Source organism: Ruminococcus sp. D54t1_190329_F1 (assembly GCF_015551645.1).
Lineage (GTDB): Bacteria > Bacillota > Clostridia > Lachnospirales > Lachnospiraceae > Blautia_A > Blautia_A faecis.
Genome location: NZ_JADNDC010000016.1, coordinates 64,670 through 77,453 on the forward strand (window position 1 = coordinate 64,670; position 12,784 = coordinate 77,453).

At 44.5% G+C, this 12,784-nt stretch carries 17 protein-coding genes; 4 read left to right on the top strand and 13 right to left on the bottom strand.

Annotated features, from left to right (window positions below; translation table 11 throughout):
- Positions 1 to 31: 31 nt before the first annotated feature.
- Together selD and I2D69_RS20985 are read right to left on the bottom strand one after the other, a co-directional pair.
- Positions 32 to 1,180 carry a selenide, water dikinase SelD gene (gene selD, locus I2D69_RS09205; protein ID WP_226855143.1) on the bottom strand — a complete coding sequence of 383 codons (1,149 nt, stop codon included), beginning with the start codon at positions 1,178 to 1,180 and terminating at the stop codon, positions 32 to 34.
- 4 nt (positions 1,181 to 1,184) lie between these two features.
- On the bottom strand, positions 1,185 to 1,295 hold the full coding sequence (locus I2D69_RS20985) for a DUF6783 domain-containing protein (RefSeq protein ID WP_308768407.1): 111 nt from the start codon (positions 1,293 to 1,295) through the stop codon (positions 1,185 to 1,187).
- Here I2D69_RS20985 and I2D69_RS20990 point away from each other — a divergent pair.
- Positions 1,245 to 1,388: a DUF6783 domain-containing protein gene (locus I2D69_RS20990; protein ID WP_308768408.1), complete on the top strand. Its 144-nt coding sequence runs from the start codon at positions 1,245 to 1,247 to the stop codon at positions 1,386 to 1,388. The genes I2D69_RS20985 and I2D69_RS20990 overlap by 51 nt on opposite strands.
- A gap of 73 nt (positions 1,389 to 1,461) precedes the next feature.
- Positions 1,462 to 1,737, top strand: coding sequence for a DUF6783 domain-containing protein (locus I2D69_RS20995; protein ID WP_334286069.1), 276 nt, complete (start codon positions 1,462 to 1,464; stop codon positions 1,735 to 1,737).
- Here I2D69_RS20995 and asd read toward each other — a convergent pair.
- The 6 genes from asd to I2D69_RS09235 form a co-directional block, all read right to left on the bottom strand.
- A complete protein-coding gene (gene asd / locus I2D69_RS09210; protein ID WP_118581417.1) occupies positions 1,640 to 2,725 on the bottom strand; it encodes an aspartate-semialdehyde dehydrogenase in 1,086 nt (361 codons plus the stop codon). The genes I2D69_RS20995 and asd overlap by 98 nt on opposite strands.
- 223 nt (positions 2,726 to 2,948) lie before the next feature.
- Positions 2,949 to 4,328 carry an argininosuccinate lyase gene (argH, locus tag I2D69_RS09215; protein ID WP_118581414.1) on the bottom strand — a complete coding sequence of 460 codons (1,380 nt, stop codon included), beginning with the start codon at positions 4,326 to 4,328 and terminating at the stop codon, positions 2,949 to 2,951.
- A gap of 290 nt (positions 4,329 to 4,618) precedes the next feature.
- Positions 4,619 to 5,278, bottom strand: coding sequence for an epoxyqueuosine reductase QueH (locus I2D69_RS09220; protein WP_173716235.1), 660 nt, complete (start codon positions 5,276 to 5,278; stop codon positions 4,619 to 4,621).
- On the bottom strand, positions 5,247 to 6,128 hold the full coding sequence (locus I2D69_RS09225; protein WP_118581411.1) for a phosphatidylserine decarboxylase: 882 nt from the start codon (positions 6,126 to 6,128) through the stop codon (positions 5,247 to 5,249). The genes I2D69_RS09220 and I2D69_RS09225 overlap by 32 nt, the downstream gene beginning before the upstream one ends.
- A 177-nt stretch (positions 6,129 to 6,305) precedes the next feature.
- Positions 6,306 to 6,944, bottom strand: coding sequence for a CDP-alcohol phosphatidyltransferase family protein (locus I2D69_RS09230; RefSeq protein ID WP_330386377.1), 639 nt, complete (start codon positions 6,942 to 6,944; stop codon positions 6,306 to 6,308).
- Between the two features lie 24 nt (positions 6,945 to 6,968).
- Positions 6,969 to 8,003: a lysylphosphatidylglycerol synthase transmembrane domain-containing protein gene (locus tag I2D69_RS09235; RefSeq protein ID WP_179962534.1), complete on the bottom strand. Its 1,035-nt coding sequence runs from the start codon at positions 8,001 to 8,003 to the stop codon at positions 6,969 to 6,971.
- Between the two features lie 146 nt (positions 8,004 to 8,149).
- On the opposite strand from I2D69_RS09235, the gene I2D69_RS09240 reads away from it, so the two are divergent.
- Both I2D69_RS09240 and I2D69_RS09245 read left to right on the top strand, forming a co-directional pair.
- Entirely contained in the window at positions 8,150 to 8,917 is a 768-nt protein-coding gene (locus I2D69_RS09240) for an ABC transporter ATP-binding protein (RefSeq protein WP_173718588.1), read from the top strand.
- Entirely contained in the window at positions 8,910 to 9,608 is a 699-nt protein-coding gene (locus I2D69_RS09245; RefSeq protein WP_195379798.1) for an ABC transporter permease, read from the top strand. Before I2D69_RS09240 ends, I2D69_RS09245 begins: the two co-directional genes overlap by 8 nt.
- A 106-nt stretch (positions 9,609 to 9,714) precedes the next feature.
- Here I2D69_RS09245 and I2D69_RS09250 read toward each other — a convergent pair whose 3' ends face one another.
- From I2D69_RS09250 to I2D69_RS09265, 5 genes are all read right to left on the bottom strand, one after another.
- Positions 9,715 to 10,212, bottom strand: a complete 498-nt coding sequence (locus tag I2D69_RS09250; protein ID WP_173716238.1) for a GNAT family protein — start codon at positions 10,210 to 10,212, stop codon at positions 9,715 to 9,717.
- A 131-nt stretch (positions 10,213 to 10,343) separates the two neighbouring features.
- The gene (locus I2D69_RS09255; protein ID WP_195379799.1) at positions 10,344 to 11,912 is read right to left on the bottom strand and encodes a recombinase family protein; all 1,569 of its coding nucleotides are present in this window, start codon (positions 11,910 to 11,912) and stop codon (positions 10,344 to 10,346) included.
- Positions 11,909 to 12,031 carry a hypothetical protein gene (locus tag I2D69_RS20455; RefSeq protein ID WP_255610631.1) on the bottom strand — a complete coding sequence of 41 codons (123 nt, stop codon included), beginning with the start codon at positions 12,029 to 12,031 and terminating at the stop codon, positions 11,909 to 11,911. The genes I2D69_RS09255 and I2D69_RS20455 overlap by 4 nt, the downstream gene beginning before the upstream one ends.
- A 169-nt stretch (positions 12,032 to 12,200) precedes the next feature.
- Complete coding sequence (locus I2D69_RS09260) at positions 12,201 to 12,437, bottom strand: hypothetical protein (RefSeq protein ID WP_173735146.1); 237 nt, start codon at positions 12,435 to 12,437, stop codon at positions 12,201 to 12,203.
- Positions 12,438 to 12,441: 4 nt separating this feature from the next.
- The gene (locus I2D69_RS09265; RefSeq protein WP_195379800.1) at positions 12,442 to 12,603 is read right to left on the bottom strand and encodes a hypothetical protein; all 162 of its coding nucleotides are present in this window, start codon (positions 12,601 to 12,603) and stop codon (positions 12,442 to 12,444) included.
- Between the last annotated feature and the right edge of the window lie 181 nt (positions 12,604 to 12,784).

Sequence of the window (12,784 nt, forward strand, 5' to 3'; positions counted from 1 at the left end):
TAGAAGTTGATAATTTTTTATCAATTAGGAACTATTTCACAAAAACGAGATGTTTCTTTTGTAAATTAATTACCCGTCCAATCACAGCACAGGGAAGCGACAGAGAAGACAGTCGACTAATTGCCCTGTCCGCATCCTGAGAATCTATACTCAGGAGAAGCCCTCCGGAAGTCTGCGGGTCAAATACTATATCCTCACGGGCAGCAAGCTCTGCTTCATTTATGATGGTTTCACTTCTGCCTGTTTCATTTTCCACAGCTTCACACCTGGTCTTTTCCAGCCAGAAATTCTCACTGCTTTCCCCACTGTGATTCTTCCATGAAAACTCGCACTCTCCCCCTGCAAATTCCCGATTGCGGTATGCACCTGCAGGAATAAATCCCATAGAAGCATAGTCAAGTGCTCCTTTCATAATCGGCAGGGAACCAAGAGAAATACAAAGGGTCTTCCCACTTCCCTTCGCCATTTCCAGGGCATGTCCGGCAAGACCAAAACCTGTTACATCCGTGCAGGCATGAATCTGCAGATCTGCCACTTTATCTCTGGCATACCTGTTCAAAGTCGCCATCACAGAAGCTGCATAGGCAGTCTCTTCCTCAGATGCCATCTCTCCTTTCACTGCAGTAGAAAGAATTCCGGTTCCAAGAGGCTTGGTAAGGATCAGAACATCTCCGGTCTCTGCTCCAATATTTTTCCACATTGAGGCAGGATTTACAAATCCGGTAACGCACAAGCCATATTTCGGCTCATCGTCCTGAATCGTGTGTCCTCCCGCAAGAGAAGCACCAGCCTCCATTACCTTGTCTGCACCTCCCCGCAGAATCTCGCCCAGAATCTCCGGATCAAGACAATTAGGAAAGGCTGCAATATTCAATGCCAGCTTAGGCTCTCCACCCATAGCATACACATCACTTAACGCATTTGCCGCTGCGATCTGTCCGAAAGTATAAGGATCGTCCACGATCGGTGTAAAAAAATCCACGGTCTGGATCATGGCCAGATCATCAGATATACGATATACAGCAGCATCGTCGGAAGATTCCGTTCCGACCAGTAAATTCGAATCATAAAACTTCGGCAGCTTACCCAGAACCTGGGCAAGGGTCCCCGGACCTACTTTCGCCGCTCAGCCAGATGTATGAGAATACTGGGTAAGGCGGATTCGCTCTCTGTCGCTCATGGACTCACCTCCTGTCAGTTCTAGAGCGTGTTTGAAAAAGGCTTTCTGCAAGATGTGCGTCACAATTTGTGGGAAATTTTGCCCGGATGAGGGCGCCGTAGCGGGCTACGGCAATCGAATTCGGGTGAAATCTCCCGCAAAGTGGGGCGTGCATATTGCGGGAATGATTTTTCAAACAGGCTCTAACGTGCTATCTATTTTAACATGAATCTCCCCTATCGTAAACGGTCAGTTTTTTATTTTAGTTGTTTATCTGTTACTATTCTTGAAAAAGGTGCAAGATGTACGTCACAATTTGCGGGAGATTTCGACTGGATGAATGCGCCGTAACGGGCTACGGCAGACGAATTCGAGTGAAATCTACCACAAAGTGGGGCGTGCTGATTGCCGACTATCCCCAAAAAGGGAGAATGCCACCACATCCGGCAGCATTCTCCCTGCATTTATTCACTCTTCAATTTATTTCGCCTGGATATATCCCTGCGCCTTCAATGTCTCTGCGCAAAGAACAGCACCACCTGCAGCACCTCTTACAGTGTTGTGGGAAAGTCCAATGAACTTCCAATCGTAAACAGTATCCTCGCGAAGTCTTCCGATTGATACGCCCATTCCGTTCTCGAAGTTCACATCCTCTGTAACCTGTGGACGATTATCCTCCTCAAGATACTGAATGAACTGCTTCGGTGCGCTTGGAAGATTCAGTTCCTGAGGAACTCCCTTGAACTCTACAAGTGCTTTTACAAGCTGCTCTTTCGTAGGTTTCTTTCTGAATTTTACAAATGCAGCTGCAGTGTGGCCATTCAGGATCGGCACACGAACGCACTGACATGTGATAACAGGCTCTTTCGCCGGAACAATCACGCCGTCCTCAACTTTACCCCAGATACGAAGTGGCTCTTTCTCGCTCTTTTCTTCCTCGCCACCAATATATGGAATGATGTTATGCTCCATTTCCGGCCAGTCCTTAAATGTTTTTCCAGCTCCGGAAATTGCCTGATATGTAGTAGCAACTACTTCATATGGCTCAAATTCTTTCCATGCAGTAAGTGCAGGTGCATAGCTCTGAATAGAACAGTTTGGCTTAACAGCGATGAAACCTCTCTTTGTTCCCAGACGCTCTTTCTGATGTTTGATAACTTCGAAATGCTCTGGATTGATTTCCGGAATTACCATCGGCACATCAGGTGTCCATCTGTGAGCGCTGTTGTTGGAAACAACTGGTGTCTCAGTCTTGGCATATGCTTCCTCGATGGCTTTAATCTCGTCCTTGGACATATCTACAGCAGAGAATACAAAGTCAACAGTTGACGCAACCTTCTCTACCTCATTTACATTCATAACAACAAGCTTTTTCACTGCTTCCGGCATTGGAGTATCCATTTTCCATCTGCCTCCTACAGCGTCCTCGTAAGTCTTTCCAGCACTTCTCGGGCTTGCTGCAACAGTTACAACTTCAAACCATGGATGATTCTCTAACAGGGAAATAAATCTCTGACCCACCATTCCGGTAGCACCTAAAATACCAACTCTAAGCTTTTCACTCATAATATTCTCTCCTCATTCTTTCCTCTGCGTACATGTGTATTTCTATGACATACTATACCATGTTCTGAGAAAATGCAAGTACTTTCTTAAATTTTATCATATTAAAGCAATAAATTTATCTGATTTACCAAAAAAATCCTGTAAAACAAGATTCTTTCGTTACTTTCCACCGAACTGCCCAGAGCATGTTTGAAAAAGGCTTTCTGCAGGATGTGTCCTTTTTTCAGTTCGCTTCCAGATACTTTTTATTTCCTGCAATTACCTGCTCCATCACATCCGGACCGGGAGCTCCAAGAGTCATACGTTTCTCCACACAGGTCTTCATGCTGATAGCCTCATAAATATCCTGTTCAAACACAGGACTGATTTCTTTATACTCTTCAAGGGACAGTTCATCCAGGGAAATTCCCTTTTCAATACATTTTAGAACCAACTGCCCAACGATTCCATGCGCATCACGGAAAGGCACGCCGTGATTTACCAGGTAATCTGCCGCATCAGTAGCATTGGTAAAGCCATTCTTTGCGCTTGCTTCCATGTTCGCCTTGTTAAACTGCATGGTGGATATCATGCCGGTAAAAAGAGCCAGACAACCTTTCACAGTATCAATAGCATCAAATGTAAGTTCCTTATCCTCCTGCATATCCTTATTGTATGCCAGCGGAATTCCCTTCATGGTAGTAAGAATTGATGTCAGTGCTCCATAAACACGTCCTGTTTTTCCTCTTACCAGCTCAGCAATATCCGGGTTCTTCTTCTGAGGCATAATACTGCTTCCGGTACTGTATGCATCATCGATTTCCACAAAACGGTACTCATTGGAATTCCAGAGAATAATCTCCTCGGAAAAACGGCTGAGATGCATCATAACCGTAGAAAGTGCGGACAACAGTTCAATCACATAATCTCTGTCAGATACAGAGTCCATGCTGTTTCTGGTTGGCTCATCAAAGTCCAGAAGCTGTGCGGTGTATTCTCTGTCCAGCGGATAGGTAGTTCCTGCAAGAGCTCCCGCGCCAAGAGGACAGGTGTTCATTCTCTTGCGGATATCAAACAGACGTCCTCTGTCACGGCGGAACATTTCAAAATATGCTCCCACATGATGCGCCAGCGTAACTGGCTGGGCTTTCTGGAGATGGGTAAAGCCGGGCATATACGTATGCACATTCTCTTCCATGATCTTCTGAAGAGCCTCAAGCAGTGATTTTACTTCCTGGTCAATCTCATCGATCTCATCACGCACATAAAGCTTCATGTCCAGTGCAACCTGGTCATTACGGCTTCTTCCCGTGTGAAGCTTCTTACCCGGATCACCAATACGGTCGATCAGGTTTGCCTCTACAAAACTGTGGATATCCTCATATTCTGATGTGATTGCAAGTCTGCCTGCTTTCACATCTGCCAGGATTCCCTCCAGTCCTTCTAATATCTGATCTCTCTCTTTCTCTGTCAGAATCCCCTGTTTTGCAAGCATCTTTACATGTGCCTTGCTGCCACGGATGTCCTGTTCATAAAATTTCTGGTCAAATGAAATGGATGCATTAAAATTATAAACCAGTTTATCGGTTTCCTTAGTGAAGCGTCCGCCCCAAAGCTGTGCCATAATATTTTCCCTCATTTCCTGCAAAGTTCCACGAATTTTTCAATATTTTTATTCCAAAAGCAAGATGCTTAAGAATTTTACAGAAATACACTTTGAAGTATTATAGGAACCTTACAAATTCTTTCTAACTTTACTACAATCAAGTGCTAGTTTATCACACTTTCTGCTAATTGCAAAGAGTCTTTCATTATGATTTTCGCTATACATTACTGCATCAAACCGTTTTGCAATGCACAAAATTCATGCAAGTGCATGACTCTGCACTATTGTTTGCAAAATATCAGATGGTTTCACTGACAGTCCATGCAGCTCTGTTGTTTCTGCTTTTCCCGCTCCATGCTCTCCCGCTTAGAAAACACACACCCGCAATAATTCTGCCGATACAGCCCATATTCATGGGAAAGTTCTATAGACCGCTTATATCCGTTCTTTTTCTTGAAATCAGACGGAAGATGCTCCACTTTATAGATTTGTGCAAGTTCCTGGCCTATCTCATTGATCTTTCCCGCATTTTTTAAAGGACTGATGGAAAGTGTGGTGGTAAAATAATCATATCCGCCCTCCTGAGCCAGCTTTGCTGCTGCCTCCATTCGAAGCCGATAACATTTGAAACACCGTTCTCCTCCCTCCGGTACATCCTCCAGCCCTTTTGCCATGGCATAAAAATCCTCTGGTCTATACGCGCCTTCCACCAGATCGACTGGATGAAGAAACTCCATCTCGCTGATCAGCCTGCGGATTTCTGCCACCCGCTTCTCATATTCCTCCTTGGGAGAAATATTGGGATTATAAAAAAATACTGTAACAGAAAAAAACCTGGAAAGATATTCCAGGACATAACTGCTGCAGGGCGCACAGCATGCATGAAGAAAAAGTCTGGGAACCTTTCCTTCTTTCTCATGCTGTTCGATTAATTTTTCAAGCTCTTTTTGGTAATTTACATTTGCCAATTCTCTCACCCATTCTTACAATCGTTTCATATCCATTTTCAGAATTCTCTATCAAATCAGAATCCAGCCTTACCTTTCCATGCTGAAGAAGCAGGACAATGGTAGAACCTCCGAATTCAAAATAACCTTTTTCTTCACCCTTTTTCACTTCACAGGCACCAGGTTTCAGATTGGTAATTTTCCCCACCATCATAGCTCCGACTTCCATCATAGCAATGGTTCCAAACTGCTCTGTTTTTAACAGGCAATACTCTCTGGTATTCTCATGATAAATCTGGCATACGTCATTAGCAGCAGGATTTACCGTATGAAAAACACCGGGGATCTTTACATCCGGAGATTTCTCTCCATCTGCCACATAGCAGTAATGGTGATAATCATCGACTGTCAGCCTGAGGATCACTGCATAACCGCCAAGATACCGCTTTGCCAGCTTTTTATTCTTCAGCAGGCGTTCCAGAGTATACAGAGTATCTTTTATATAAAATCTGGAATCACTGCCAATACGGCTCACGGTAACCTTTCCGTCACAAGGACTGACCAGTACGCTGTCATCCGCTGCTACAGGCCGCTGCCCCTCTTTAAGCCTGCGGGTAAAAAAGTCGTTATAGGAAGCAAACTCCTGTCTGGTGCAGCTGGAAAGATCAATGTGATTGCGCTCCACAAATCCAGGAATCATCCTCGCAGAAAGCCTGGTATTCAAAAACCAGCCGCCCAGTCTGGTAACAAAAGGCTGTATTATGATCTTCAGGCAAAGACGTCCGCCCCAGTCATTATACAGATGGCGCAAAAATTTATCCTGTCTGTTCTCCTCTATTGTGATGTTGCCTTTTCTGTCTATATATTTCATAATACCTCCCCTGCATTTGCTATAAAAGTTCCCGATGGCATCCACAAATGAGCCATGCCTGCATAAGCGAATTCATGGATATCGTCTGGCGACAGCCCGGATTACGAATGCAGCCGGCAGCTGCAGGAGCGCAACAGGCGCCAGACAGCTGACTTTCATATATGGTGAATATCCGTTTTATAACAGATGAAACATCATGGAAAGCGCCAGTGCCACAAGGGCAACCAGAAGGATCACCATTGGATTCTGAGGTTTTTTCACCTTAAAATCACTGATAAACAGCACTCCGACTACTACCACTGCCACATGGATCACCAGAAGGAAATTTTTCCCGCATCCTCTTCTCAGCAGATAAAGGAACGGAAGGATGATCGCCATCGAAGTGATTGGCAGACCTTGGTAATAGTGACGAAGCTCGGAGGTCTCGTTCTGTCTCTTCTCTTCCATTACGTTAAAGTAACCCAGACGGATTACAGAAGCTACACAATACAGGCAGAGAATGATCACACCCGGAATATGGTTCATTCCCAGACAATAACAGATCATTGCCGGAAACACACCAAAACATACCACATCACACAGGGAATCGATCTGAATTCCAAATTTCTTCTCATCCTCTGTACGGTTCTTCTTTGTACGGGCGATTTTCCCGTCAAACATATCACAAAGTCCGGACAGTGCCAGACACAAAATTGCAACTTTGAAGTCTCCCTCCAGTGCTCTTGTCATTCCAAATACGGAAACAGCGAGACTGATGTATGTAAGCACCACCGTATAATCATAAAATCCAAGCATATCCTGTTTCTCCTTTTTCAAACGTTCTTCCTTCATTGCAGTTAATTACATCCTTTGTATCTCTTCGTTTTTCCTTCCAATGGTAAGATGTGCCACACAGGTCATAAGTGCACTGATCAGCATCTGTCCGTAATAGGAAATCCCACGGCTGAGCAGCATAGATGGCAGCAAAAGCGGTCCAAATACGGGCACAAACATCACCATATATAATGTCTCGCTGATTCCCATGCCTCCCGGAAGAGGAAGCATATCCACAGATACGGAAATCACCGCCTGTAAAATAGTAACGGTCAGGATTCCATACTCATGGAGTCCCAGGGCGCGGTACACCCAGTAAGTGACCGTGAACAGAATACACCTCTGCACAAATGTAATGATAAATACATTCAGTATGATCCGCTTATGGCTGGCCCAGAAGGCTGCCGTTGCGTGATACTGGTCCATGGAAGCCTCCAGCCTCTCAAGCCTTGCCTTTTTGGGCTTCAGAATCCGGACATGCTCAATGATCTTCAGACCCTTTACCATGATCCATTTCGCAAGACCGGGAGCAAATACCAGTATCATCATAAAGGTAACACAGAACACATTCAGACCCACGCCTAGATAAAACACCCACATATAGTCCCCAAGATAGCCTCTCAGGAAATCACCGCCCAGAAAACAGATCAGAACACCGATCACTACCAGAACTGCCTTGTAGGTGATGGTAACGATCATCAGGACCAGAGTAGTTACCGGAATAGGCAGTTTATCTTTTTTCATGTAAAAGATCTGCATGGGCTGTCCGCCTGATGCAGACGGAGTAATACAGCTGAAAAAAAATCCTACAAAGGAGTACAATGCACAATGAGTCATTTTCACACTGGCTCCAAGTGTTTTCATCATATAAAAAATGATAACCGATTCGCCAAGAATAAAAAATACCACGCACACAAGACTCAGAAGCAGATATCTCCCATCAGCATCCCTGGCAGTACTGATAATATCTCCGATGTCCTTGCCGCGAAAAACCAGGTACATGGTAAGACCGAAAACGATCACCAGAAATAACAGGTTGAAAACCGTTTGCTTTTTACTCATAATATTATTTTCTTTCTAAAAAAAATTGTCGGTACAGGAACCGCGAACTCCTCTTCGCTACACTCTGCACATAGATAAATCACTTCATTATAACACCCCCCACCCCAAAAGCATATCATAAATTATACGAAAATGGAGGTTTGATTATGAATCCGCTTCTGGAAGTAAAGGATGTGTGCCTTTCTTACCATAGCTTATCCGGGGAAACGGCTGCCCTTTCTCATATATCTTTTCATCTTATGCCAGAAGAGTTCCTGGCTGTCGTGGGTCCTTCTGGTTGTGGAAAGTCCACTTTGCTGAATCTGATCTGCGGGCTTTTACATGCGGAAAGCGGAACCATTCTTATGAATGGAAAGCCACTGAACAAGGACAGCGCCCGTATTGGCTATATGCTTCAAAAAGACCACCTTCTGGAATGGCGCAGCATCTACCGCAATGTTCTCCTTGGACTGGAAATAAAAGGTGAACTCACAAAAGACAATCTTTCCTATGTAGATGAACTGTTAAAGCTTTATGAGCTGGACAAATTCCGTAACAGTCGTCCAAGCCAGCTCTCCGGCGGCATGCGGCAGCGGGCGGCACTGATCCGCACTCTTGTATTAAAACCGGATCTTCTGCTTCTCGACGAACCATTCTCCGCACTTGATTACCAGACACGGCTGAACGTAAGTGATGACATTGGAAAAATCCTGAAAATACAACGAAAGCCGGCTATTCTTGTCACTCACGATATTTCCGAAGCCATCAGCATGGCTGACCGGGTACTGATTCTTTCAAAGCGTCCTGCCACTGTAATAAAGATCGTTCCCATTGATCTGGATATGAAAGACCGCACGCCCCTTTCTTCGAGAAATGCCCCGGCTTTCAAATCCTACTTTAATCTGATCTGGAAGGAGTTGAATCAGAATGCATGAACCTTCCCCCACTCAAAAAGCATATCTTGCCCGTCAGAAAAGGGACCGTCGCCTTGTTGTAAGCGCAAGGCTTCTGGTCTTTCTTATTTTTCTGGCACAATGGGAAGTCCTGGCAAGGGCTGGCTGGATCGACTCTTTCATCTTCAGCAGCCCCTCCATGATCTTCAATACATTTGTGGAGATGGCCAAAAACCACTCGCTGTTCATCCACATTGGAACCACCCTGAAGGAAACTCTTCTTAGTTTCCTCTTCGTAGTAGTCCTGGGTCTTGGCATTTCCATTCTGCTGTGGGGATGCCCCAGACTTGCAAAAGTACTGGAGCCTTATCTGGTAGTGCTGAACAGCCTTCCCAAGTCTGCCCTGGCACCCCTTCTCATTGTATGGCTGGGTGCCCGTCAGCGGACCATCATTGTTGCAGGTATGTCCGTAGCTATCTTTGGATCGATTCTGAACCTGTATACAGGCTTCGGGGAAATCAGCCAGGAAAAGCTGAAACTGATCCGCACACTTGGAGGCGGTAAAAAAGAAGAACTTTTAAAAATTGTTTTACCCTCCTCCGTGCCCCTTATTCTTGCAAATATGAAAGTAAATATCGGTCTATGCCTGGTAGGGGTGATCATAGGCGAATTTATCGGCGCAAGACAGGGGCTTGGCTATCTGATCATATATGGCAGTCAGACATTCCAGTGAGTACGCATTCTGACATTTTCCCAAAATGCTGTTCTCTTCTCTTTCCACTTTTCTATAACGAAGTGTAGTCCCGTATTTCTTCAAAAAAGAAATTTATTTTTATTTTTCAAAGCCACTCTTTCCGACAGTCAAAGGCAATCCTCTCCGCTCCTCTTTCAAGATGGATCACACCGCATTCCCTGAAACCAAATTTCTTCAAAGCGCCCTGCATGGGCTTGTTATCCTCATGGGTATCAATGCGCACATATCCGCTTCTCTCCAATCCATAAGAAAAAGCAGCCCTGGTCACACCCTTTGTTACTCCATTGGAAGCGACTCTGTGAATCACGCCGTAGGGCTCCCTATCGCTGTGCCATTCACCATTTTCGATTACACGGTAAGTAGGATCCTCTCCTGTAAAAAATACAAATGTTCCCACAATTCCCCCATTTTCCACGCATACATAGGAAATTCCTGTTTTTATATCATTTTCTACCGTTGAAACTTCCGGGTAGCGGTCCTCCCACTGGTTTGGATTTCCGTTGTTTTTCATAAATTCCCTGGCAATTTTATATAAGTTCAGTATCTGTGGCAGATCCTGAAGTGTAGATTTTCTGATGTTCATAATCCTGTTCCTTTCTGCCTGTTCGGACAAAATATACCGCACAGCAGGGCGTGCAGATTGCGGGAATGATTTTTCAAACAGGCGCTAAATAGTGTCTGTAACTGCAGATATGACGGGCAGTTATGATTTTTTCAGTATAGCATATCCAAGGTCTCTGCCGCAATAATGCATTTTCCCTGTTTCTTTACCACTTCCAGATGATCCGGATAAATCAGGATTTTCTCCACCATTTTTAACTCACATAATACGTGGGCCTTTAGAACCACATGATGTTCTTTTAAAAACTGCTCTGTCTCTCGAAGCCTTTTTTCCACTTCTTCCTGTTCCTCTGCCGGAAAATCCCTGTTCTTCTGCCTGCACGTTCTGCTGCCGGTGTTGTTCTTTAATTTATTTTGCAGTTCCCTCTCTTTGATCTTATAAAGAGATTCTTCCACCAGGCCTTCCAGATATTTGTCCAGCAAAAGCTGTTGCTGGTATTTAATCTTTTGTTCCAGCTGTTCGTACTTTTCCAAATCCTTCTTTTGGTTTTCTTCCAGACTTTCCTTCAAAAGCTGCCTGAAAATATCCGTAATCTTTCTTTCCTGATCTGGCAGGATTTCTTTTCCTCCGAACCTTTCCAGAAGAAGAAACAACTTTTCCTCTTCCAGATGGACATTGGCACACCCACCTGTCTTTTCCTCCTTTTTTCTCCCCTGTTCCAGATAAGTTTTACATTTCCATTCATGAATTTTATGATTTTTTCCCTTTCTTGTTGTCCGGTAAAAAGGGGCCCTGCACAAACCACAGACCAATTTTCCGCTAAACACATGCTTTCCCTGATTTACTCCAAAGCACCTGGCCGTTCTCTCCTGGTTTCCGACAGGTTTCTTTCTTTTGTCGATTTCTTCATTGGCAGCCTTCCACAGTTCTTCTGACACAATTGCCGGAATCCGGTTTTCATAAATATAAAACTGTTCCTGTGGATTTTTTACCACCTGCCTGGTATCAAAATCATAATGTTTCCGGTTCATGACCACAGTGCCTTTATTGACAGGATTTCGGATCATGCGGCGGATATCAGAATCGGTAAAAAAGCTTCCATTTCGTTTCTGCACACCATCCTCCCGCAGGATCCGGGCGATACATCTGCTGCCAAGACCTCCTGCACAAAGCTCATACATTTTTCTTTTCACCTGTGCCTCTTCCTCTATGATCGCCAGGCTTTTATCTGGCAGCTTCCGGTAGCCATAAGTATTGGAAGTAAGCATCAGGGCACTTCCAGTCTTTTGCCGGTTCCGGTGGGCGTTATTGATCTTACGGCTTAATTCCCGGCTGTATTCCTCTGCCAGAATTGCCTTGATTCCAGTGATCAGACTGTCATCTGCACTGTAAAAACGGTTTTCCAGATAGAGATACAGCCGTTTGCCACAAGTCACGAGACGGTCCACAAAAACATACCAGTCCTTTGTGTTTCGCATCAGTCTGTCCTGGGATTTTATCACCACAATCTCAAATTTATCTCTAAGAAGGTCAGAAAAAAGCCGCTGGTACTGTTCCCGTCCCCGGGTGCTGGTGCCGGACCTGCTTTCTATATATTCATCCTCTAAGGACCAGTTCAGGCGGCGGACGCATTCTCTTGCCTCCGCCGCCTGTCTTATAAGCGCATCCTTCTGGCACTCCTCTTCTGTACTGCACCGGCAGTAGATCACCGCCCTGGTCATAAAGTGCCACCGTATTTTTCTATTTTTTCCTTCAAAACCAACAATTCAGCTGAGGTAATCCATTTTTCCTCTGCAAGAATATCTGCGATTTTCTTTAATAGTTCCTTTTTCTCTGACAATTTTAAATTTTCCTGATTTTTCCGGCTGGTAACAGACCGTGGAAAAACGGATGTGTACTGCTCTTCTTGCTCCCAATTTAAGGATTCCGCCAGACTCATACTATCAACTCCGGTTTTCATGCCTTATGGTATAATATGCAGTTCTTCCTGTCTCTGCCGTAATTTTTTTCTATCTTCCAGGCGGATTGTCCAGCATATGCCACTCCCACTCCGGATCAATAACGGCATCCGCACTTTCCATAACTGCACAGTCCTTATCACAGCCATCCACTGCACAGGCGCAGGCCATACCCGCTTTCTCAAAATGCCCTGGAACACCTTCATAACGCACGCACCATAATCCACGATAGTGCATCCGTTTACACAGGCCATATTCATACTCGTATTTCACTATTTTTTCTGACATTTCTCTACCTCTTCCAACTTTTCATTACCGTTTCTTCCGAAAGTAAAGGGACCGAAAGCTGCTCTATTTTTCCATCTGCCATAGTATATTTCTGCCATTCTGGAAATGCTTCTTCTACAAATTCTTCTGTCACATAACCGGTATTCCCGGCCAGCAAAACCTTCATATCCTTCTCTCCTGTTATCCTTTAGAATCTCTTCTGTCTGTTTAGGATACCTTATTTCGGTCAAATATCCTATTGACATTTTTACGAAATTTTTTCTAAATTTTACATAATTTTTCTTTCAGATTGCAGACTTACTTCTTCAAGCTTACCTGGGTGCTGATGTCTATTGTGGTTTTGTGTC